The following is an 18,903-nucleotide window of genomic DNA, read 5'->3' as shown; positions in this document are numbered from 1 at the left end:
ATCATGGCAGCGAAAATCCGTCGTGATGACGAAGTTATCGTGTTAACCGGTAAAGATAAAGGTAAACGCGGTAAAGTAAAAAATGTTCTGTCTTCCGGCAAACTTGTCGTTGAAGGTATCAACCTGGTTAAGAAACATCAGAAGCCGGTTCCGGCCCTGAACCAACCAGGTGGCATCGTTGAAAAAGAAGCTGCTATTCAGGTTTCTAACGTTGCAATCTTCAATGCGGCTACCGGCAAGGCTGACCGTGTAGGCTTTAGATTCGAAGACGGCAAAAAAGTCCGTTTCTTCAAGTCTAACAGCGAAACTATCAAGTAATTTGGAGTAGTACGATGGCGAAACTGCATGATTACTACAAAGACGAAGTAGTTAACAAACTCATGACTGAGTTTAACTACAATTCTGTCATGCAAGTCCCTCGGGTCGAGAAGATCACCCTGAACATGGGTGTTGGTGAAGCGATCGCTGACAAGAAACTGCTGGATAACGCAGCAGCTGACCTGACAGCAATCTCCGGTCAAAAACCGCTGATCACCAAAGCACGCAAATCTGTTGCAGGCTTCAAAATCCGTCAGGGCTATCCGATCGGCTGTAAAGTAACTCTGCGTGGCGAACGCATGTGGGAGTTCTTTGAGCGCCTGATCACTATTGCTGTTCCACGTATCCGTGACTTCCGTGGCTTGTCCGCTAAGTCTTTCGACGGTCGTGGTAACTACAGCATGGGTGTCCGTGAGCAGATCATCTTCCCAGAAATCGACTACGATAAAGTCGACCGCGTGCGTGGTTTGGATATTACCATTACCACTACTGCGAAATCTGACGAAGAAGGCCGTGCTCTGCTGGCTGCCTTTGACTTCCCGTTCCGCAAGTAAGGTAGGGTTACTGAATGGCTAAGCAATCAATGAAAGCACGCGAAGTAAAGCGCGTAGCTTTAGCTGATAAATTCTTCGCTAAACGCGCTGAACTGAAAGCGATCATTTCTGATGTGAACGCTTCCGACGAAGATCGTTGGAATGCGGTTCTCAAGCTGCAGTCTCTGCCGCGTGATTCCAGCCCGTCTCGTCAGCGTAACCGCTGTCGTCAAACAGGTCGTCCACATGGTTATGTGGGCAAGTTTGGGTTGAGCCGTATCAAACTGCGTGAAGCCGCCATGCGCGGTGAAGTGCCAGGCTTGAAAAAGGCTAGCTGGTAATTACCAATTGAATCACGGGAGTAAAGACAGATGAGCATGCAAGATCCGATCGCGGATATGCTGACCCGTATCCGTAACGGTCAGGCCGCGAACAAAGTTGCGGTCACCATGCCTTCCGCCAAGCTGAAAGTGGCAATTGCCAACGTGCTGAAGGAAGAAGGTTTTATCGAAGATTTTAAAGTTGAAGGCGACACCAAGCCGGAACTGGAACTTACTCTTAAGTATTTCCAGGGTAAAGCTGTTGTAGAAAGCATTCAGCGTGTCAGCCGCCCAGGCCTGCGCATCTATAAGAAAAAAGATGAGCTGCCAAAAGTTATGGCTGGTCTTGGTATCGCAGTTGTTTCTACCTCTAAAGGTGTTATGACTGATCGTGCAGCGCGCCAGGCTGGTCTTGGTGGCGAAATTATCTGCTACGTAGCCTAATCGGAGGAAAGAATGTCTCGTGTTGCTAAAGCACCGGTCGTTATTCCTGCCGGCGTTGATGTAAAAATCGACGGTCAGGTTATTACGATCAAAGGTAAAAACGGCGAGCTGACTCGTACCCTCAACAAAGCTGTTGAAGTTAAACATGCAGATAACGCTCTGACCTTCGGTCCACGTGATGGTTTCGTGGATGGATGGGCTCAGGCTGGTACCGCGCGTGCCCTGCTGAACTCAATGGTTGTTGGTGTTACCGAAGGCTTCACTAAAAAGCTTCAGCTGGTTGGTGTAGGTTATCGTGCAGCTATCAAAGGGAATGCAGTAGGCCTGTCTCTGGGCTTCTCACACCCTGTTGAGCATCCGCTGCCGGCCGGTATCACTGCAGAATGTCCGACTCAAACTGAAATCGTGCTGAAAGGCGCTGATAAACAGCTGATCGGTCAGGTTGCAGCAGATCTGCGCGCCTACCGTCGTCCTGAGCCTTACAAAGGCAAGGGTGTTCGTTACGCCGACGAAGTCGTGCGTACCAAAGAGGCTAAGAAGAAGTAAGGTAACACTATGGATAAGAAATCTGCTCGTATCCGTCGTGCGACCCGCGCACGCCGCAAGCTCAAAGAGCTGGGTGCAACTCGCCTGGTGGTACATCGTACCCCGCGTCATATTTACGCACAGGTAATTGCACCGAACGGTTCTGAAGTTCTGGTAGCTGCTTCTACTGTAGAAAAAGCTATCTCAGAACAATTGAAGTACACCGGTAACAAAGACGCCGCTGCAGCTGTAGGTAAAGCTGTTGCTGAACGCGCTCTGGAAAAAGGCATCAGCAATGTTTCCTTTGACCGTTCCGGGTTCCAATATCATGGTCGTGTCCAGGCACTGGCAGATGCTGCCCGTGAAGCTGGCCTTCAGTTCTAAGGTAGAGGTGTAAGATGGCTCACATCGAAAAACAGGCTGGCGAACTGCAGGAAAAGCTGATCGCGGTAAACCGCGTATCTAAAACCGTTAAAGGTGGTCGTATTTTCTCCTTCACAGCTCTGACTGTAGTAGGCGATGGTAACGGTCGCGTTGGTTTTGGTTACGGTAAAGCGCGTGAAGTTCCAGCAGCGATCCAGAAAGCGATGGAAAAAGCCCGTCGCAATATGATTAACGTCGCGCTGAACAACGGTACCCTGCAACACCCAGTTAAAGGTGTTCACACGGGTTCTCGTGTATTCATGCAGCCAGCTTCAGAAGGTACCGGTATCATCGCCGGTGGTGCAATGCGCGCCGTTCTGGAAGTTGCTGGGGTTCATAACGTTCTGGCCAAAGCATATGGTTCCACCAACCCGATCAACGTGGTTCGTGCAACTATTGATGGCCTGGAAAATATGAATTCTCCAGAAATGGTCGCTGCCAAGCGTGGTAAATCCGTTGAAGAAATTCTGGGGTAATTGACCATGGCAAAGACTATTAAAATCACTCAAACCCGCAGTGCAATCGGTCGTCTGCCGAAACACAAGGCAACGCTGCTTGGCCTGGGTCTGCGTCGTATTGGTCATACCGTTGAGCGCGAGGATACTCCCGCTGTTCGTGGTATGGTCAACGCGGTTTACTTCATGGTTAAAGTTGAGGAGTAAGAGATGCGTTTAAATACTCTGTCTCCGGCCGAAGGCTCTAAAAAGGCGGGTAAACGCCTGGGTCGTGGTATCGGTTCTGGCCTCGGCAAAACCGGTGGTCGTGGTCACAAAGGTCAGAACTCTCGTTCTGGCGGTGGCGTACGTCGCGGTTTCGAGGGTGGCCAGATGCCACTGTACCGTCGTCTGCCGAAGTTCGGCTTCACCTCTCGCAAAGCAGCGATCACAGCGGAAATCCGTCTGTCTGACCTGGCGAAAGTTGAAGGCGGCGTTGTAGACCTGAACACGCTGAAAGCAGCAAACATTATCGGTATCCAGATCGAGTTCGCGAAAGTGATCCTGGCTGGTGAAGTTTCTACTCCGGTAACTGTTCGTGGCCTGCGTGTTACTAAAGGTGCTCGTGCTGCTATCGAAGCTGCTGGCGGTAAAATTGAGGAATAAGTAGCAGATGGCTAAGCAACCGGGATTAGATTTTCAAAGTGCCAAAGGTGGATTTGGCGAGCTGAAACGCAGACTGCTGTTTGTTATCGGCGCGCTGATTGTGTTCCGTATTGGCTCTTTTATTCCGATCCCTGGTATCGATGCCGCTGTACTTGCCAAACTGCTTGAGCAACAGCGAGGCACCATCATTGAAATGTTCAACATGTTCTCTGGTGGTGCTCTCAGCCGTGCTTCTATCTTTGCATTGGGTATTATGCCGTACATTTCGGCATCTATTATTATCCAGCTGCTGACGGTCGTTCATCCGGCCCTGGCAGAGTTGAAGAAAGAAGGGGAGTCTGGACGTCGTAAGATTAGTCAGTACACCCGTTACGGTACTCTGGTGCTGGCAATATTCCAGTCGATCGGTATTGCTACCGGTCTGCCGAATATGCCTGGTATGCAGGGCCTGGTGTTAAACCCGGGCTTTGCATTCTACTTCACCGCTGTTGTAAGTCTGGTCACAGGGACTATGTTCCTGATGTGGCTCGGCGAACAGATTACTGAGCGTGGTATCGGTAACGGTATCTCTATCATTATCTTCGCCGGTATTGTTGCGGGCCTCCCGCCAGCCATCGCCCATACTATCGAGCAAGCGCGTCAAGGCGACCTGCACTTCCTCCTGTTGCTGTTGGTTGCAGTATTAGTATTTGCAGTGACGTTCTTTGTTGTTTTCGTTGAACGTGGTCAACGCCGCATTGTGGTGAACTACGCTAAACGTCAGCAGGGTCGTCGTGTCTATGCTGCACAGAGCACACATTTACCGCTGAAAGTGAACATGGCGGGGGTTATCCCGGCTATCTTCGCTTCCAGTATTATTCTGTTCCCGGCGACCATCGCGTCATGGTTCGGGGGCGGTACTGGTTGGAACTGGCTGACAACAATTTCGCTGTATTTGCAGCCTGGGCAACCACTTTATGTGTTACTCTATGCGTCTGCGATCATCTTCTTCTGTTTCTTCTACACGGCGTTGGTCTTCAACCCGCGTGAAACAGCAGATAACCTGAAGAAGTCCGGTGCATTTGTACCAGGAATTCGTCCGGGAGAGCAAACGGCGAAGTATATCGATAAAGTAATGACTCGCCTGACTTTGGTTGGTGCGCTTTATATTACTTTTATCTGCCTGATCCCGGAGTTCATGCGTGATGCAATGAAAGTACCGTTCTACTTCGGTGGGACCTCACTGCTTATCGTTGTTGTCGTGATTATGGACTTTATGGCTCAAGTGCAAACTCTGATGATGTCCAGTCAGTACGAGTCTGCATTGAAGAAGGCGAACCTGAAAGGCTACGGCCGCTAAATGGTCGCCTGAGAAGTTACGGAGAGTAAAAATGAAAGTTCGTGCTTCCGTCAAGAAATTATGCCGTAACTGCAAAATCGTTAAGCGTGATGGTGTCATCCGTGTGATTTGCAGTGCCGAGCCGAAGCATAAACAGCGCCAAGGCTGATTATTTCGCATATTTTTCTTGCAAAGTTGGGTTGAGCTGGCTAGATTAGCCAGCCAATCTTTTGTATGTCTGTACGTTTCCATTTGAGTATCCTGAAAACGGGCTTTTCAGCATGGTGCGTACATATTAAATAGTAGGAGTGCATAGTGGCCCGTATAGCAGGCATTAACATTCCTGATCAGAAACATGCTGTGATCGCATTAACTTCGATCTACGGCGTCGGCAAGACCCGTTCTAAAGCCATTCTGGCTGCAGCGGGTATCGCTGAAGATGTTAAGATCAGTGAGCTGTCTGAAGAACAAATCGACACGCTGCGTGACGAAGTTGCCAAATTTGTCGTTGAAGGTGATCTGCGCCGTGAAATCAGCATGAGCATCAAGCGCCTGATGGATCTTGGTTGCTATCGCGGTTTGCGTCATCGTCGTGGTCTGCCAGTGCGCGGTCAGCGTACTAAGACCAACGCACGTACCCGTAAGGGTCCGCGCAAACCGATCAAGAAATAATCGGGGTGATTGAATAATGGCAAAGGCACCAGTTCGTGCACGTAAACGTGTAAGAAAACAAGTCTCTGACGGCGTGGCTCATATCCATGCTTCTTTCAACAACACCATCGTTACTATTACTGATCGTCAGGGTAACGCATTGGGTTGGGCAACAGCCGGTGGTTCCGGTTTCCGTGGTTCTCGCAAATCCACTCCGTTCGCAGCTCAGGTTGCAGCAGAGCGTTGCGCAGAAGCCGTAAAAGAATACGGCATCAAGAATCTGGAAGTTATGGTTAAAGGTCCGGGTCCGGGTCGTGAATCTACTGTTCGCGCTCTGAACGCCGCTGGTTTCCGCATCACGAATATTACTGATGTGACTCCGATCCCTCATAACGGTTGTCGTCCGCCGAAAAAACGTCGCGTATAACGCTCCGTTTTTTAGGTTAGTTGGAGATAGAAAATGGCAAGATATTTGGGTCCTAAGCTCAAGCTGAGCCGTCGTGAGGGCACCGACTTATTCCTTAAGTCTGGCGTTCGCGCGATCGATACCAAGTGTAAAATTGAACAAGCTCCTGGCCAGCACGGTGCGCGTAAACCGCGTCTGTCTGACTATGGTGTGCAGTTGCGTGAAAAGCAAAAAGTTCGCCGTATGTACGGTGTGCTGGAGCGTCAGTTCCGTAACTACTATAAAGAAGCAGCACGTCTGAAAGGCAACACAGGTGAAAACCTGCTGGCTCTGCTGGAAGGTCGTCTGGACAACGTTGTATACCGTATGGGCTTCGGCGCTACTCGTGCTGAATCACGTCAGCTGGTTAGCCACAAAGCAATCATGGTAAACGGTCGTGTTGTTAACATCGCTTCTTATCAGGTTAAAGCGAATGACGTTGTTAGCATTCGTGAGAAAGCGAAAAAGCAATCTCGCGTGAAGGCCGCTCTGGAGCTGGCTGAGCAGCGTGAAAAGCCAACCTGGCTGGAAGTTGATGCTGGCAAGATGGAAGGTACGTTCAAGCGTCAGCCAGAACGTTCTGATCTGTCTGCGGACATTAACGAACACCTGATCGTCGAGCTTTACTCCAAGTAAAGCTTAGTACCAAAGAGAGGACACAATGCAGGGTTCTGTGACAGAGTTTCTAAAACCGCGCCTGGTAGATATCGAGCAAGTGAGTTCGACGCACGCCAAGGTGACCCTTGAGCCTTTAGAGCGTGGCTTTGGCCATACTCTGGGTAACGCACTGCGCCGTATTCTGCTCTCATCGATGCCGGGTTGCGCGGTGACCGAGGTTGAGATTGATGGTGTACTTCATGAGTACAGCACCAAAGAAGGCGTTCAGGAAGATATCCTTGAAATCCTGCTCAACCTGAAAGGGCTGGCGGTGAGAGTTCAGGGTAAAGATGAAGTTATTCTTACTCTGAATAAATCTGGCATTGGCCCTGTGACTGCAGCCGACATCACCCACGACGGTGATGTTGAAATCGTCAAGCCGCAGCACGTGATCTGCCACCTGACCGATGAGAACGCAGCTATTAGCATGCGTATCAAAGTTCAGCGCGGTCGTGGTTATGTGCCGGCTTCTGCCCGAATTCATTCGGAAGAAGATGAGCGCCCAATCGGCCGTCTGCTGGTCGACGCATGCTATAGCCCTGTAGAGCGTATTGCCTACAATGTTGAAGCAGCGCGTGTAGAACAGCGTACCGACCTGGACAAGCTGGTCATCGAAATGGAAACCAATGGCACAATCGATCCTGAAGAGGCGATTCGTCGTGCGGCGACCATCCTGGCAGAACAACTTGAAGCTTTCGTTGACTTACGTGATGTACGTCAGCCGGAAGTTAAAGAAGAGAAACCAGAATTCGATCCGATCCTGCTGCGCCCTGTTGACGATCTCGAATTGACTGTCCGCTCTGCTAACTGCCTTAAGGCAGAAGCTATCCACTATATCGGTGATCTGGTACAGCGTACCGAGGTTGAGTTGCTGAAAACGCCGAACCTGGGTAAAAAATCTCTTACTGAGATTAAAGACGTGCTGGCTTCACGTGGTCTGTCTCTGGGCATGCGCCTGGAAAACTGGCCACCGGCAAGCATTGCTGACGAGTAACCGGATCACAGGTTAAGGTTTTACTGAGAAGGATAAGGTCATGCGCCATCGTAAGAGTGGTCGTCAACTGAACCGCAACAGCAGCCATCGCCAGGCTATGTTCCGCAACATGGCAGGTTCACTGGTTCGTCATGAGATCATCAAGACGACCCTGCCTAAAGCGAAAGAGCTGCGTCGCGTAGTTGAGCCGCTGATTACTCTTGCCAAGACTGACAGCGTTGCTAATCGTCGTCTGGCATTCGCCCGTACTCGTGATAACGAGATCGTGGCAAAACTGTTTAACGAACTGGGCCCGCGTTTCGCGAGCCGTGCCGGTGGTTACACTCGCATTCTGAAGTGTGGTTTCCGTGCAGGCGACAACGCGCCGATGGCTTACATCGAGCTGGTTGATCGTTCAGAGAAAGCAGAAGCTGCTGCAGAGTAATCTGCAGTAACGTAAAAAAACCCGCTCCGGCGGGTTTTTTTATATCCGCGATACCCCCACTTCTCTACAATGTCTGTATCAATTCTGTTCATCCCCTGGAGCTGGTAATGTGGTTGCTCGACCAGTGGGCAGAACGCCATATTCGCGATGCCCAAAAAAAAGGTGAATTCGACGATCTCCCGGGGAGCGGTGAACCCCTTGCGCTTGACGATGACTCGCACATCGCGCCTGAACTACGGGCTGGATACCGTTTACTGAAAAATGCGGGCTGTCTCCCCCCGGAGCTCGAACAGCGCAGAGAGGCTGTTGAACTGGCCGATCTTCTCAAAGGGATCCGCTATGACGATCCACGACATTCTGAACTTAGCCGCCGCCTCGCCCTGCTTGAACTCAAGCTGCGCCAGGCTGGGATGAACACTGATTTTCTGCGCGGTGAATACGGTGAAAGATTGATGCAGAAAATAAACGAGGAGTAGTTATGTACCGTATCGGTGAACTTGCGAAGCTTGCGAACGTCACGCCGGATACCATCCGATATTACGAAAAGCAGCAGATGATCGATCATGAAGTTCGGACTGAAGGAGGCTTTCGCCTCTATTCCGATAACGATCTGCAGCGCCTGCGGTTTATTCGTTATGCGCGTCAGCTCGGTTTTACACTGGATTCGATCCGCGAGTTATTATCGATCCGCATCGATCCGGAACATCACACCTGCCAGGAATCTAAAAGCATCGTGCAGGCCCGGCTGGATGAAGTTGAAGCGCGTATACAGGAACTGCAAACCATGCAGCGCTCTCTGCAAAGGCTGAATGATGCCTGCTGCGGTACGGCCCACAGCAGCATTTACTGTTCAATTCTCGAAGCCCTTGAGCAGGGAGCGAGTAGAGAAACGCAGGGCTGTTGATTTTAAGTTCATCCGGGTCTAGACTCGCTTCGTCATAAACCCTGCTCTGGAGACATTATGAGCCGCTATCAGCACACGAAAGGACAAATTAAGGACAATGCCATTGAGGCGTTACTTCACGACCCGTTATTCAGGCAGCGCGTTGAGAAGAATAAAAAAGGGAAAGGAAGTTATCTGCGCAAAGACAAACATGAAAAACGGGGTAACTGGGAGGCCAGTGGCAAGCAAGCGAATCGCTTATTTACCACTGGCCTTCCTGCTTTTATCTGTTGATTAGACGCGGTTATTTTGCTCTTTTAACAGATCGCGGATCTCACTCAACAGCACTTCTTCTTTCGTTGGCGCAGGTGCTGCAGCCGGCTCTTCTTTTTTACGGTTGAGCCTGTTGATCAGCTTGATGGCCATAAATATGGCAAACGCGACAATCACAAAATCAAATACGTTCTGAATAAATACGCCGTAGTGCATCACTACTGCCGGAACATCACCCTGCGCTTCACGCAGCGTGAAAGCGAACTGTTTGAAATCAATGCCGCCGATTAACAACCCTAAAGGTGGCATGATAATGTCGGCCACTAATGATGAAACAATCTTGCCGAATGCCGCACCAATAATGACACCCACTGCCAAATCTACCACGTTCCCGCGCATCGCAAATTCGCGAAATTCTTTAATAAAACTCATTTTTCTCTCCTTGTGCCAGCTGACGAGTTTAAGTTTAACAAATGATTAGCCAATTGCCATTCGGGATAATTAAACATTATGAAAAATAAAAGGCACAGAAATGAAAAGGATAAAGTAAGGGTGCTCTTACTTGAGCACCCAATTCTTTAAAGGAAGAATGGACTTGGCTGGAATAAACGTTCGACGTCGGTAATAAACTTTTTATCGGTAAGGAACATAATAACGTGATCGCCTTGCTCAATTCGTAAATTATCATTGGCAATCATGACATCATTCCCGCGCACAACGGCGCCGATTATCGTGCCTGGCGGCAGTTTAATTTCGTCGATCGAACGGCCGACGACCCGCGACGTCGTTTCATCTCCATGAGCAACGGCTTCAATAGCTTCCGCTACGCCACGGCGAAGCGATGACACACCGACAATATCCGCTTTACGAACATGGCTCAGGAGCGCGGAAATTGTCGCCTGCTGAGGGGAAATGGCAATATCAATAACGCTGCCTTGAACCAGATCGACATACGCCTTACGCTGGATAAGCACCATGACTTTTTTAGCCCCCATGCGCTTCGCGAGCATGGCGGACATTATATTCGCCTCGTCGTCGTTGGTGACGGCAATAAAGAGATCAACCTGATCAATATGCTCTTCAGCCAGTAGCTCCTGATCCGACGCATCACCATAAAATACGATCGTATTTTGCAGTTTTTCCGCTAGTTCAGCAGCACGCTGTTGATCGCGCTCGATCAACTTCACGCTGTAATCTTTTTCCAGCCGATGTGCCAGGCCGGCACCGATATTGCCACCGCCGACCAGCATAATGCGCTTATAGGGTTTTTCGAGACGCTGAAGTTCACTCATCACCGCACGAATATGCTGTGAGGCCGCAATAAAGAAGACCTCATCACCGGCTTCGACAATCGTTGAACCTTGCGGGCGAATTGGCCTGTCGTGACGGAAAATCGCTGCGACGCGCGTATCGATATGCGGCATATGCTCGCGCATGGTGGAAAGCGCATTGCCGATCAATGGTCCGCCGTAATAGGCCTTAACCACTGCCAGGCTCACTTTGCCCTCGGCAAAGTTCACCACCTGCAGAGCGCCCGGATATTCGATCAGGCGATAGATATTGTCGATAACCAGCTGTTCTGGCGCGATGAGGTGGTCAATGGGGACCGCTTCGGAATTAAACAGTTTTTCAGCATCGCGAACATAGTCCGGAGAGCGAATGCGCGCAATTCGGTTTGGCGTGTTGAAAAGCGAGTAGGCCACCTGACAGGCCACCATATTGGTTTCGTCAGAACTGGTTACCGCAACCAGCATGTCGGCATCGTCGGCGCCCGCCTCACGAAGAACGCGTGGGTGCGAACCATGACCCTGCACCACGCGCAGGTCAAACTTGTCCTGTAAGACACGCAGACGATCGCCGTTGGTATCAACGATTGTGATGTCGTTGTTTTCGCCAACCAGGTTTTCCGCCAGCGTTCCGCCCACCTGTCCTGCACCCAGAATGATAATCTTCATATCTCGTGACCTGTTCTCAACATCATTCTTTGATTAGCTTAGCGTAAAAGAAGCCATCGCCCTCTTCAGCACCCGGCAGGTTCTGCAGACCTGGGGATTCAGGCGTTCCCGTATCGCGCAGCGCGGCGTCCGGCGTACGTTTAAGGAAGGCCGCGATTTGCTGGCTGTTTTCTTCCGGCAGCACGGAGCAGGTTGCATAGACCAGCGTTCCGCCAGATTTAAGATGCGGCCAAATGGCGTCGAGAATGTCGGATTGCAGTTGGGCAAGTTCCTGAATATCACGATCGCGGCGTAGCCACTTGATGTCCGGATGACGACGAATAACACCGGTTGCAGAGCAGGGGGCATCCAGCAAAATGCGATCGAACTGGGTTTCACCGCACCATTCTGCGGGTTTGCGTCCATCGCCCTGCTTAACCTGAGCCTTCATGCCCAGACGCTTGAGGTTGTCGTAGACGCGTGAGAGACGCTGTTCATCGACATCCACTGCCAGCACGCTGGCCTGCGGAGCCACTTCAAGAATATGCGTCGTTTTTCCCCCAGGCGCGGCGCAAAGATCGAGGATCTGCTCACCATTTTTGGGTTCAAGCCAGGTCATGCAACCCTGAGCCGAGGCATCCTGTACTGTTACCCAGCCTTCATCAAAACCGGGTAATGCATGTACCGGTGTCGGTGAGGCCAGGCGTACTGCATCCGGATAGGCTTGATGCGGGAATCCACTCATTCCAGCTTCTTCAAGCATTGCCAGCCATGCGTCACGGGTGTGGTGATTCCGATTCACGCGTAGCCACATTGGCGGGCGCTGGTTGTTGGCCTCGGCAATCTCCTGCCACTGCTGTGGATAAGCTTTTTTCAGGCGCTTCAACAGCCAGTCCGGGTGCAGGAAACGTGCTTCGCTTTGGGCAAATTCAGCCAGAAGCTCTTCCTGCTGTCTCTGGAACTGACGCAGTACGCCGTTGATCAGCCCTTTCAGCTGAGGGCGTTTAATCGCAACGGCGCCTTCAACCGTCTCAGCCAGCGCGGCATGCGGTGGGATGCGGGTATGAAGAAGCTGATAAAAACCCACCATAATCAAATAGTGTACGGTGCGCTGCTTGCCTGTCATTGGGCGTGACATCAGTTTGTTAATCAACCACTCAAGCTGAGATAGCGTGCGCAGAACGCCAAAGCAGAGCTCCTGAAGCAGGGCTTTGTCTTTATCAGATACTTTTTGTTGCAGGGGAGGCAGGACGTTACTTAAGGACTGGCCCTGCTCGATAACCTGCTCAACGGCCTGAGCCGCCATACTGCGTAGATTTTGTTTTTTCATAACCGTAAAAATAAAAATGCCCGGAAACACCGGGCCTTAAGGATAGATTTGCTCAGGCAAGACGATTGCCCGGAATAAACCATTCGCGACGGGAATTTAACAGATCCTGAGCGCTCATGGCCTTCTTGCCGGCCGGTTGTAGCGATTCAAGATTCAGGATCCCTTGTGCGGTCGCCACCTGGATCCCGTTCTTGTTGGCGTCAACAATCGTACCGGGTTCAGCCGTGGTAGTACCGCTAATGACGGAGGCTTTCCAGACTTTCACCGGCTGCTCATCAATCTCCATCCAGCTCATCGGCCACGGATTAAAAGCGCGGATGCAGCGTTCAAGCTGCGCGGCTGACAGGGACCAGTCGATACGCGCTTCTTCTTTGCTCAGTTTTTCGGCATAAGTCACCAGCGCGTCATCCTGAACTTCCGGTTTCGCCGTGTTGTCAGCAAACTGCTGGAGCGTCTCGATAAGCCCTTGTGGACCAAGGTCTGCCAGTTTGTCATACAGCGTAGCGCTGGTATCGTCTGACGTAATGGGGCAGGCCAGTTTATACAGCATATCGCCGGTGTCTAAACCTACGTCCATCTTCATAATAGTAACGCCCGTTTCGGCATCACCTGCCCACAGCGAGCGCTGGATAGGTGCAGCACCACGCCAGCGCGGAAGCAGAGACCCGTGCACGTTGATGCACCCCAGGCGAGGCATATCGAGCACAGCTTTCGGCAGAATTAAACCGTAAGCCACCACCACCATTACGTCGGCATTCAGGTCAGCAACCAGCTGCTGATTTTCCTGTGGGCGTAACGATGCGGGCTGGAAAACGGGTAGCCCATGCTCTTCTGCCAGCACCTTTACCGGGCTCGGCATCAGTTTTTTACCTCGACCTGCCGGACGGTCAGGCTGGGTAAAGACGCCAACAACCTGGTGACCAGAAGATAACAGCGCGTCAAGATGACGCGCTGCAAAATCAGGGGTTCCCGCGAAGATAATACGTAGTGTTTTAGACACGATGATCCTTGTATCCGGGGGGACGTTATGCGCGAGAACGCAAACGATCCAGTTTCTCTACTTTTTGACGAATACGCTGCTGCTTCAGCGGCGAGAGATAATCGATAAACAGTTTACCGACCAGGTGATCCATCTCATGCTGAATACAAATCGCCAGCAGGTCGTCTGCTTCCAGTTCGAACGGGTTACCGTCACGATCCAGAGCGCGAATTTTCACCTTTTCGGCACGCGGTACTAAAGCGCGCTGTTCAGGAATGGACAGACAGCCTTCCTCAATACCGGTTTCGCCACTCTTTTCGAGAAGCTCAGGGTTGATCAGCACCAGACGCTCATCGCGATTTTCGGAAACATCAATCACGATAATACGCTTATGAATATCCACCTGCGTCGCCGCCAGGCCAATACCTTCTTCGGCGTACATGGTATCGAACATATCATCAACGATACGCTGGATTTCTGCATTCACTTCTTTGACCGGTTCAGCGACGATGCGAAGGCGCTCGTCCGGAATATGTAACACTTGCAAAACTGCCATAAATTTCCAGAGTCGTGTTCAGGAGTTGATAAGAATACTCTCTCTATTCTAGACAAATCCCCCATCGATTGACAGCATCAGTGACCAATCGCAATGATTGCGGAGGCCGCTTATGGCAGGGGAAAGGATGACGTCTACCGAGATATGGCTACGGCTAGTACACACTGGGTCTCTGTGTGGTGATGTAATGCTGGAAGCGGCTGCGCGACTGCAGAAGCTGGAACACCTCAACGTGCTCGTCGCCAGAGAGGCCGGGCTGACAGCAAAGCAGGCTGAACGGTTCTTTGCACTCGATGAGAGCGAGCTGGAACGTAGCCTTGTGTGGCTTGAGCAGCCTGGACATTATTTATTAACGGCCAACCATCCCCTTTATCCTCCTTTACTCCGAACAATTCCAGATTATCCCGGGGCATTATTCATAAAAGGTAACCCTGAGGCGCTTAATACGGTTCAACTGGCGGTGGTAGGCAGTCGTTCGCCGTCATGGTACGGCGAGCGATGGGGGAAAATCCTGTGCGAACAACTGTCGCAAAGCGGTTTCACGATCACCAGCGGTCTGGCCTGCGGTATTGACGGCGTAGCCCACACTGCGGCGCTGTCAGTTAAAGGACGAAGTGTAGCGGTGCTGGGGAACGGTCTTTTTAGCATTTATCCACGCCGGCATCAGGCGTTGGCGATGCGGCTTATCGAATCTGACGGCGCTATAGTGTCTGAGTTTCCGCTTTCCGCACAGCCCAGGCCGGCAAACTTTCCGCGTCGTAATCGAATTATCAGCGGGCTTAGCAAAGGCGTGCTGGTGGTTGAAGCGGCGCGCCGAAGCGGTTCGCTGGTCACGGCGCGATGCGCGCTCGAACAGGGAAGAGAAGTCTTCGCCTTACCTGGACCGATAGGTAACCCCGGATGCGAGGGGCCCCACTGGCTGATTAAGCAGGGGGCAACGCCGGTAACGGAAGTAGGAGATATTCTTGAAAATTTGCAATATGGGTTGCAATGGCTGCAGGAAGATCCCGAAAAGCGACAATATTCATCAGATCAGGGAAAGGTGGCATTGCCATTTCCCAAGCTCCTGGCTAACGTAGGAGATGAGGTAACACCTGTTGACGTTGTCGCTGAACGTGCCGGCCAACCTGTGCCAGTAACGGTAGCACAGCTACTCGAACTGGAGTTAGCAGGGTGGATCGCAGCTGTACCCGGCGGCTATGTCCGATTAAGGAGGGCATGCCATGTTCGACGTACTGATGTATTTGTTTGAGACTTACATCCATAACGAAGCAGAAATGCGAGTGGATCAGGACAAATTGACACAGGATCTTACCGATGCGGGGTTTGAGCGGGAAGATATCTATAATGCGTTGATGTGGCTGGAAAAACTGGCTGATTATCAGGAAGGCCTCGCCGAACCGATGCAGCTTGCTTCTGACCCATTGTCAGTACGCATTTATACAGCGGAAGAGTGTGAAAGGCTGGACGCCAGCTGCCGGGGGTTCATCTTATTCCTTGAGCAGATTCAGGTGCTGAACCTCGAAACGAGAGAAATGGTGATAGAGCGCGTCATGGCGCTGGATACAGCAGAATTTGAACTGGAAGATCTCAAGTGGGTGATCCTGATGGTTCTGTTTAATATCCCGGGCTGTGAAAACGCCTATCAGCAAATGGAAGAATTACTCTTTGAAGTGAATGAAGGTATGCTGCACTAATTCAATGTGCAGCACCAAGAGTTGTTATGGCCAAATCAGCACTATTCACGGTGCATAAAAACGAGCCCTGCCCGCAGTGCGGGGCTGAACTTGTTATTCGGTCCGGGAAACACGGCCCGTTTCTCGGTTGTTCACACTATCCGGAATGTGATTATGTCCGTCCCCTGAAAAGCCAGGCGGATGGACATATCGTTAAAATTCTGGAAGGTCAGTATTGCCCACTCTGCGGTGGTGAATTAGCCCTGCGGCAGGGGCGATTCGGCATGTTTATTGGATGTAGCCGCTACCCGGAATGTGAGCATACGGAACAAATTGATAAGCCTGATGAAACGGCAATTGCGTGCCCTCAGTGTCAGCGCGGTCAGTTGGTACAGCGCCGTTCCCGTTATGGTAAGACTTTCCATTCGTGCGATCGCTACCCTGAATGCCAGTTCGTTATCAATTTTAAACCGGTAGCGGGAACCTGCCCTCATTGCAATTATCCGCTACTTATAGAGAAGAAAACCGCGCAAGGCATGAAACGCTTCTGCGCCAGTAAACAATGTGGAAAGCCGGTTACGGCGGATCAAAATAGTGAATAATAACCTGCCATCAGGCTCCATTGCGCATGCTGTGGACGTACTGAAAAAAGAAGAAGTCATCGCCTATCCAACTGAAGCTGTTTTTGGAGTCGGTTGCGATCCTGACAGCGAGACGGCCGTAAGCCGACTGCTTGCCTTAAAACAAAGACCCGTCGAGAAAGGGCTGATTTTGATCGCTGCGAATTATGAGCAGCTTAAACCCTATATCGATGACTCCATGCTGACGCCGGCGCAGCGCGAGACTATCTTCTCCGCGTGGCCTGGCCCGGTGACCTTCGTTTTCCCGGCGCAGCCGACTACGCCTCGCTGGTTAACCGGACGTTTTGATTCCCTCGCCGTTCGCGTAACTGACCATCCGCTGGTTGTTGAACTTTGCCTGGCATTTGGTAAACCGCTGGTCTCAACTAGCGCCAACCTGACCGGATTGCCACCTTGTCGGACAACCGAAGAAGTACTGGCGCAGTTCGGGAATGACTTCCCAGTCGCTGTCGGTGAAACGGGAGGGCGCCTGAATCCGTCTGAAATTCGCGACGCTTTGACCGGCGAACGTTTTCGCCAGGGGTAATCTCATGGAAACCTATGCTGTTTTTGGTAATCCGATTGCACACAGCAAGTCACCGTTGATCCATCAGCAATTTGCGAAGCAGCTGCAGATAAATCATCCCTATGGTCGCGTACTGGCACCGGTGGATGCCTTTATTCCAACGCTGGAGGCTTTTTTCGCCGCGGGCGGTAAAGGCGCGAATGTGACGGTTCCTTTTAAAGAGGAAGCCTTTGAACGTGCGGATGAGCTGACCGAGCGCGCTTCACTGGCTGGTGCAGTCAATACCCTAAAGCGGCTTGAGGATGGGCGCCTTTTGGGTGACAACACCGACGGAATTGGTTTACTTAGCGATCTGGAACGACTGTCGTTTATTAAGCCCGGATTCCGGGTCCTGCTGATTGGTGCGGGTGGCGCATCGCGGGGAGTACTGTTGCCTCTGCTTTCACTGGACTGTGCGGTGACCATTACCAACAGAACCTTTTCCCGCGCGGAAGCGCTGGCGGCGTTGTTTGAGCATACCGGCAGCGTGAGCGCGGTAGCGCTTGACGATCTTGCCGATCGTGAGTTCGATCTTGTCATCAATGCCACGTCCAGCGGCATCAATGGCGAGATCCCGGCAATTCCCGCTTCTCTGGTCAGCGCGCATATGTACTTCTATGACATGTTTTATCAGAAAGGGAAAACGCCTTTCCTTAACTGGTGTGAACAACACGGCGCGAAGCAGTTAGCCGATGGACTGGGAATGCTGGTGGGTCAGGCCGCGCATGCGGTGCTGCTCTGGCATGGCGTGTTGCCTGCGGTCGAACCTGTCATTGAAAAGTTAAAGCAGGAGCTTTCGGCATGAACCAGGCTATCCATTTCCCGGACAGAGAGAACTGGGATGAGACTAAACAAGCGGTCTATTTTCCGGTGCTGGTGCAGGGGATGCAACTTACCTGTGCCATTCATGGGGAGACGCTGTTGCGCCGTTTTGGCGGTTCAGACCCGATAGCGATATTTTGTGAAAATCGCTGGGATCTGGAAGAGGAAGCCAGCGATTTAATCCGCGAACAGCAGGAAGACGATCAGGGCTGGGTTTGGTTGTCCTGATCCAAATAGTCATTCTTCCAGTTAACGTAGTTGTTCGCCGAGTATTTTAATCCTTCGATCTCCGCCTCCTTCAGGGGGCGGATCTGTTTTACCGGGCTTCCCAGATAGAGATAGCCACTCTCCAGCCGTTTGTTCTGCGGGACCAGGCTACCGGCACCAATCATTACGTCATCTTCTACTATGACGCCATCCAGCAAAATCGACCCCATGCCAACAAGTACGCGATTCCCGATAGTGCAGCCGTGAAGCATCACTTTATGGCCGACGGTAACCTCTTCTCCAATGATGAGGGGATTACCGTCCGGGTTATAGGAGGATTTGTGCGTGACATGCAGAACGCTGCCGTCCTGAATATTGGTACGGGCGCCAATCGACACATAGTTAACATCTCCCCTGATGGCGACGAGGGGCCAGATGCTGACGTCATCGGCCATTCGGACATCGCCGATCACCACGCTGCTGGCATCGATCATCACGCGATCGCCTTTTTGGGGGAACAGATCTTTATAAGGACGTAATACTGCAGGCATATCTACCTCTAACAATGAGCGCTATACAGAAGACTTTGATCATATTAATGGATCGCGGCAAGGCAAAATACGTCAATATTTAAGCAGATCGGGCGGGATTTCAGCGAAAAGCGCGGAAAATCAGCAGTCGGAAAAAAAGATCTAAAAAATACTTGTGCTAAAAAATGGGATCCCTATAATGCGCCTCCATCGACACGGCGGATGTGAATCACTTCACAGACAACGCGGTCGGTTGAAGAGAAAAATTCTGAAATAACGGGTTGACTCTGAAAGAGGAAAGCGTAATATACGCCACCTCGCAACGGTGAGCGAAAGCCGCGTTGCACTGCTCTTTAACAATTTATCAGACAATCTG

General features: G+C 51.3%; 31 protein-coding genes. 25 read left to right on the top strand and 6 right to left on the bottom strand.

Annotated elements, in window-relative coordinates; genetic code table 11:
• Positions 1-3 precede the first annotated feature (3 nt).
• The 19 genes from rplX to ACERY3_RS17265 all read left to right on the top strand — a co-directional run bounded on the left by rplX (position 4) and on the right by ACERY3_RS17265 (position 9,329).
• The gene (gene rplX / locus ACERY3_RS17355) at positions 4-318 is read left to right on the top strand and encodes a 50S ribosomal protein L24 (RefSeq protein WP_003863287.1); all 315 of its coding nucleotides are present in this window, start codon (positions 4-6) and stop codon (positions 316-318) included.
• 14 nt (positions 319-332) lie between these two features.
• On the top strand, positions 333-872 hold the full coding sequence (gene rplE / locus ACERY3_RS17350; protein ID WP_001096206.1) for a 50S ribosomal protein L5: 540 nt from the start codon (positions 333-335) through the stop codon (positions 870-872).
• Between the two features lie 14 nt (positions 873-886).
• On the top strand, positions 887-1,192 hold the full coding sequence (gene rpsN, locus ACERY3_RS17345) for a 30S ribosomal protein S14 (protein WP_003863291.1): 306 nt from the start codon (positions 887-889) through the stop codon (positions 1,190-1,192).
• 30 nt (positions 1,193-1,222) lie between these two features.
• Complete coding sequence (gene rpsH / locus ACERY3_RS17340; RefSeq protein ID WP_006178918.1) at positions 1,223-1,615, top strand: 30S ribosomal protein S8; 393 nt, start codon at positions 1,223-1,225, stop codon at positions 1,613-1,615.
• Positions 1,616-1,627: 12 nt separating this feature from the next.
• Positions 1,628-2,161 (top strand): 50S ribosomal protein L6, encoded by a 534-nt coding sequence (gene rplF / locus ACERY3_RS17335; RefSeq protein ID WP_003863296.1) that lies wholly within the window; start codon positions 1,628-1,630, stop codon positions 2,159-2,161.
• Positions 2,162-2,170: 9 nt separating this feature from the next.
• On the top strand, positions 2,171-2,524 hold the full coding sequence (gene rplR, locus ACERY3_RS17330; RefSeq protein WP_003863297.1) for a 50S ribosomal protein L18: 354 nt from the start codon (positions 2,171-2,173) through the stop codon (positions 2,522-2,524).
• 14 nt (positions 2,525-2,538) lie between these two features.
• Entirely contained in the window at positions 2,539-3,039 is a 501-nt protein-coding gene (rpsE, locus tag ACERY3_RS17325) for a 30S ribosomal protein S5 (RefSeq protein ID WP_003863299.1), read from the top strand.
• A gap of 6 nt (positions 3,040-3,045) precedes the next feature.
• On the top strand, positions 3,046-3,225 hold the full coding sequence (rpmD, locus tag ACERY3_RS17320; RefSeq protein WP_003863301.1) for a 50S ribosomal protein L30: 180 nt from the start codon (positions 3,046-3,048) through the stop codon (positions 3,223-3,225).
• 3 nt (positions 3,226-3,228) lie between these two features.
• A complete protein-coding gene (gene rplO / locus ACERY3_RS17315) occupies positions 3,229-3,663 on the top strand; it encodes a 50S ribosomal protein L15 (protein WP_003863304.1) in 435 nt (144 codons plus the stop codon).
• A 7-nt stretch (positions 3,664-3,670) separates the two neighbouring features.
• Positions 3,671-5,002 (top strand): preprotein translocase subunit SecY, encoded by a 1,332-nt coding sequence (gene secY / locus ACERY3_RS17310; protein WP_003863305.1) that lies wholly within the window; start codon positions 3,671-3,673, stop codon positions 5,000-5,002.
• Between the two features lie 31 nt (positions 5,003-5,033).
• Positions 5,034-5,150, top strand: a complete 117-nt coding sequence (gene rpmJ, locus ACERY3_RS17305; protein WP_000868187.1) for a 50S ribosomal protein L36 — start codon at positions 5,034-5,036, stop codon at positions 5,148-5,150.
• Positions 5,151-5,296: 146 nt separating this feature from the next.
• On the top strand, positions 5,297-5,653 hold the full coding sequence (gene rpsM / locus ACERY3_RS17300) for a 30S ribosomal protein S13 (protein WP_003863308.1): 357 nt from the start codon (positions 5,297-5,299) through the stop codon (positions 5,651-5,653).
• A 16-nt stretch (positions 5,654-5,669) separates the two neighbouring features.
• On the top strand, positions 5,670-6,059 hold the full coding sequence (gene rpsK, locus ACERY3_RS17295; RefSeq protein ID WP_003863312.1) for a 30S ribosomal protein S11: 390 nt from the start codon (positions 5,670-5,672) through the stop codon (positions 6,057-6,059).
• 33 nt (positions 6,060-6,092) lie between these two features.
• On the top strand, positions 6,093-6,713 hold the full coding sequence (gene rpsD, locus ACERY3_RS17290) for a 30S ribosomal protein S4 (RefSeq protein WP_004868345.1): 621 nt from the start codon (positions 6,093-6,095) through the stop codon (positions 6,711-6,713).
• Positions 6,714-6,738: 25 nt separating this feature from the next.
• Entirely contained in the window at positions 6,739-7,728 is a 990-nt protein-coding gene (gene rpoA / locus ACERY3_RS17285) for a DNA-directed RNA polymerase subunit alpha (protein ID WP_002919219.1), read from the top strand.
• A 40-nt stretch (positions 7,729-7,768) separates the two neighbouring features.
• Positions 7,769-8,152 (top strand): 50S ribosomal protein L17, encoded by a 384-nt coding sequence (rplQ, locus tag ACERY3_RS17280; RefSeq protein ID WP_001216368.1) that lies wholly within the window; start codon positions 7,769-7,771, stop codon positions 8,150-8,152.
• A gap of 107 nt (positions 8,153-8,259) precedes the next feature.
• The gene (locus tag ACERY3_RS17275; RefSeq protein WP_047059612.1) at positions 8,260-8,628 is read left to right on the top strand and encodes a DUF1992 domain-containing protein; all 369 of its coding nucleotides are present in this window, start codon (positions 8,260-8,262) and stop codon (positions 8,626-8,628) included.
• Between the two features lie 2 nt (positions 8,629-8,630).
• Positions 8,631-9,056 carry a Zn(2+)-responsive transcriptional regulator gene (zntR, locus tag ACERY3_RS17270; protein ID WP_058841969.1) on the top strand — a complete coding sequence of 142 codons (426 nt, stop codon included), beginning with the start codon at positions 8,631-8,633 and terminating at the stop codon, positions 9,054-9,056.
• A 57-nt stretch (positions 9,057-9,113) separates the two neighbouring features.
• Entirely contained in the window at positions 9,114-9,329 is a 216-nt protein-coding gene (locus ACERY3_RS17265; RefSeq protein WP_023333665.1) for an alternative ribosome-rescue factor A, read from the top strand.
• On the opposite strand, the gene mscL is transcribed toward ACERY3_RS17265, so the two are convergent.
• The 5 genes from mscL to def form a co-directional block, all read right to left on the bottom strand.
• The gene (gene mscL / locus ACERY3_RS17260; protein ID WP_023309449.1) at positions 9,330-9,740 is read right to left on the bottom strand and encodes a large-conductance mechanosensitive channel protein MscL; all 411 of its coding nucleotides are present in this window, start codon (positions 9,738-9,740) and stop codon (positions 9,330-9,332) included.
• 146 nt (positions 9,741-9,886) lie between these two features.
• On the bottom strand, positions 9,887-11,263 hold the full coding sequence (trkA, locus tag ACERY3_RS17255; RefSeq protein ID WP_008503482.1) for a Trk system potassium transporter TrkA: 1,377 nt from the start codon (positions 11,261-11,263) through the stop codon (positions 9,887-9,889).
• A gap of 22 nt (positions 11,264-11,285) precedes the next feature.
• On the bottom strand, positions 11,286-12,572 hold the full coding sequence (gene rsmB / locus ACERY3_RS17250; RefSeq protein ID WP_058842014.1) for a 16S rRNA (cytosine(967)-C(5))-methyltransferase RsmB: 1,287 nt from the start codon (positions 12,570-12,572) through the stop codon (positions 11,286-11,288).
• A 52-nt stretch (positions 12,573-12,624) separates the two neighbouring features.
• Positions 12,625-13,572, bottom strand: a complete 948-nt coding sequence (gene fmt, locus ACERY3_RS17245; RefSeq protein ID WP_058841968.1) for a methionyl-tRNA formyltransferase — start codon at positions 13,570-13,572, stop codon at positions 12,625-12,627.
• 25 nt (positions 13,573-13,597) lie between these two features.
• A complete protein-coding gene (gene def, locus ACERY3_RS17240) occupies positions 13,598-14,107 on the bottom strand; it encodes a peptide deformylase (protein WP_006812188.1) in 510 nt (169 codons plus the stop codon).
• 127 nt (positions 14,108-14,234) lie between these two features.
• On the opposite strand from def, the gene dprA reads away from it, so the two are divergent.
• Genes dprA through ACERY3_RS17210 form a run of 6 tightly spaced genes read left to right on the top strand, consistent with a single transcriptional unit; the run spans position 14,235 to position 18,018 of the window.
• On the top strand, positions 14,235-15,359 hold the full coding sequence (gene dprA, locus ACERY3_RS17235) for a DNA-protecting protein DprA (protein WP_058841967.1): 1,125 nt from the start codon (positions 14,235-14,237) through the stop codon (positions 15,357-15,359).
• Complete coding sequence (gene smg, locus ACERY3_RS17230; protein ID WP_008503477.1) at positions 15,331-15,804, top strand: DUF494 family protein Smg; 474 nt, start codon at positions 15,331-15,333, stop codon at positions 15,802-15,804. Before dprA ends, smg begins: the two co-directional genes overlap by 29 nt.
• Before the next feature lie 26 nt (positions 15,805-15,830).
• Positions 15,831-16,385 carry a type I DNA topoisomerase gene (locus ACERY3_RS17225; RefSeq protein WP_023309445.1) on the top strand — a complete coding sequence of 185 codons (555 nt, stop codon included), beginning with the start codon at positions 15,831-15,833 and terminating at the stop codon, positions 16,383-16,385.
• Positions 16,378-16,950 carry an L-threonylcarbamoyladenylate synthase type 1 TsaC gene (gene tsaC, locus ACERY3_RS17220; protein WP_033146781.1) on the top strand — a complete coding sequence of 191 codons (573 nt, stop codon included), beginning with the start codon at positions 16,378-16,380 and terminating at the stop codon, positions 16,948-16,950. The genes ACERY3_RS17225 and tsaC overlap by 8 nt, the downstream gene beginning before the upstream one ends.
• 4 nt (positions 16,951-16,954) lie before the next feature.
• Complete coding sequence (aroE, locus tag ACERY3_RS17215; RefSeq protein ID WP_048976998.1) at positions 16,955-17,773, top strand: shikimate dehydrogenase; 819 nt, start codon at positions 16,955-16,957, stop codon at positions 17,771-17,773.
• Positions 17,770-18,018 (top strand): DUF1488 domain-containing protein, encoded by a 249-nt coding sequence (locus tag ACERY3_RS17210; protein ID WP_373226150.1) that lies wholly within the window; start codon positions 17,770-17,772, stop codon positions 18,016-18,018. Before aroE ends, ACERY3_RS17210 begins: the two co-directional genes overlap by 4 nt.
• On the opposite strand, the gene ACERY3_RS17205 is transcribed toward ACERY3_RS17210, so the two are convergent.
• Positions 17,994-18,548 carry a gamma carbonic anhydrase family protein gene (locus ACERY3_RS17205; protein ID WP_058841964.1) on the bottom strand — a complete coding sequence of 185 codons (555 nt, stop codon included), beginning with the start codon at positions 18,546-18,548 and terminating at the stop codon, positions 17,994-17,996. The two genes, ACERY3_RS17210 and ACERY3_RS17205, sit on opposite strands and share 25 nt — an antisense overlap.
• Between the last annotated feature and the right edge of the window lie 355 nt (positions 18,549-18,903).

Source organism: Enterobacter cloacae complex sp. ESBL7 (genome assembly GCF_041679625.1).
Taxonomy (GTDB): domain Bacteria; phylum Pseudomonadota; class Gammaproteobacteria; order Enterobacterales; family Enterobacteriaceae; genus Enterobacter; species Enterobacter asburiae_B.
This window is presented reverse-complemented; position numbering and strand designations above follow the sequence as displayed.

Excerpts from the sequence above, each read along its gene's own strand:
- rpoA (WP_002919219.1), top strand. The coding sequence starts at position 6,739 with ATGCAGGGTTCTGTGACAGAGTTTCTAAAACCGCGCCTGGTAGATATC.
- rsmB (WP_058842014.1), bottom strand. The coding sequence starts at position 12,572 with ATGAAAAAACAAAATCTACGCAGTATGGCGGCTCAGGCCGTTGAGCAG.
- ACERY3_RS17205 (WP_058841964.1), bottom strand. The coding sequence starts at position 18,548 with ATGCCTGCAGTATTACGTCCTTATAAAGATCTGTTCCCCCAAAAAGGC.
- ACERY3_RS17275 (WP_047059612.1), top strand. The coding sequence starts at position 8,260 with ATGTGGTTGCTCGACCAGTGGGCAGAACGCCATATTCGCGATGCCCAA.
- ACERY3_RS17210 (WP_373226150.1), top strand. The coding sequence starts at position 17,770 with ATGAACCAGGCTATCCATTTCCCGGACAGAGAGAACTGGGATGAGACT.
- mscL (WP_023309449.1), bottom strand. The coding sequence starts at position 9,740 with ATGAGTTTTATTAAAGAATTTCGCGAATTTGCGATGCGCGGGAACGTG.
- secY (WP_003863305.1), top strand. The coding sequence starts at position 3,671 with ATGGCTAAGCAACCGGGATTAGATTTTCAAAGTGCCAAAGGTGGATTT.
- rplO (WP_003863304.1), top strand. The coding sequence starts at position 3,229 with ATGCGTTTAAATACTCTGTCTCCGGCCGAAGGCTCTAAAAAGGCGGGT.
- rplX (WP_003863287.1), top strand. The coding sequence starts at position 4 with ATGGCAGCGAAAATCCGTCGTGATGACGAAGTTATCGTGTTAACCGGT.
- ACERY3_RS17225 (WP_023309445.1), top strand. The coding sequence starts at position 15,831 with ATGGCCAAATCAGCACTATTCACGGTGCATAAAAACGAGCCCTGCCCG.
- rplF (WP_003863296.1), top strand. The coding sequence starts at position 1,628 with ATGTCTCGTGTTGCTAAAGCACCGGTCGTTATTCCTGCCGGCGTTGAT.
- rplQ (WP_001216368.1), top strand. The coding sequence starts at position 7,769 with ATGCGCCATCGTAAGAGTGGTCGTCAACTGAACCGCAACAGCAGCCAT.
- rpsH (WP_006178918.1), top strand. The coding sequence starts at position 1,223 with ATGAGCATGCAAGATCCGATCGCGGATATGCTGACCCGTATCCGTAAC.
- aroE (WP_048976998.1), top strand. The coding sequence starts at position 16,955 with ATGGAAACCTATGCTGTTTTTGGTAATCCGATTGCACACAGCAAGTCA.
- rpsD (WP_004868345.1), top strand. The coding sequence starts at position 6,093 with ATGGCAAGATATTTGGGTCCTAAGCTCAAGCTGAGCCGTCGTGAGGGC.
- smg (WP_008503477.1), top strand. The coding sequence starts at position 15,331 with ATGTTCGACGTACTGATGTATTTGTTTGAGACTTACATCCATAACGAA.
- dprA (WP_058841967.1), top strand. The coding sequence starts at position 14,235 with ATGACGTCTACCGAGATATGGCTACGGCTAGTACACACTGGGTCTCTG.
- rpsK (WP_003863312.1), top strand. The coding sequence starts at position 5,670 with ATGGCAAAGGCACCAGTTCGTGCACGTAAACGTGTAAGAAAACAAGTC.
- zntR (WP_058841969.1), top strand. The coding sequence starts at position 8,631 with ATGTACCGTATCGGTGAACTTGCGAAGCTTGCGAACGTCACGCCGGAT.
- rpmJ (WP_000868187.1), top strand. The coding sequence starts at position 5,034 with ATGAAAGTTCGTGCTTCCGTCAAGAAATTATGCCGTAACTGCAAAATC.
- def (WP_006812188.1), bottom strand. The coding sequence starts at position 14,107 with ATGGCAGTTTTGCAAGTGTTACATATTCCGGACGAGCGCCTTCGCATC.
- rpsN (WP_003863291.1), top strand. The coding sequence starts at position 887 with ATGGCTAAGCAATCAATGAAAGCACGCGAAGTAAAGCGCGTAGCTTTA.
- rpmD (WP_003863301.1), top strand. The coding sequence starts at position 3,046 with ATGGCAAAGACTATTAAAATCACTCAAACCCGCAGTGCAATCGGTCGT.
- rplR (WP_003863297.1), top strand. The coding sequence starts at position 2,171 with ATGGATAAGAAATCTGCTCGTATCCGTCGTGCGACCCGCGCACGCCGC.
- ACERY3_RS17265 (WP_023333665.1), top strand. The coding sequence starts at position 9,114 with ATGAGCCGCTATCAGCACACGAAAGGACAAATTAAGGACAATGCCATT.
- rplE (WP_001096206.1), top strand. The coding sequence starts at position 333 with ATGGCGAAACTGCATGATTACTACAAAGACGAAGTAGTTAACAAACTC.
- rpsE (WP_003863299.1), top strand. The coding sequence starts at position 2,539 with ATGGCTCACATCGAAAAACAGGCTGGCGAACTGCAGGAAAAGCTGATC.
- trkA (WP_008503482.1), bottom strand. The coding sequence starts at position 11,263 with ATGAAGATTATCATTCTGGGTGCAGGACAGGTGGGCGGAACGCTGGCG.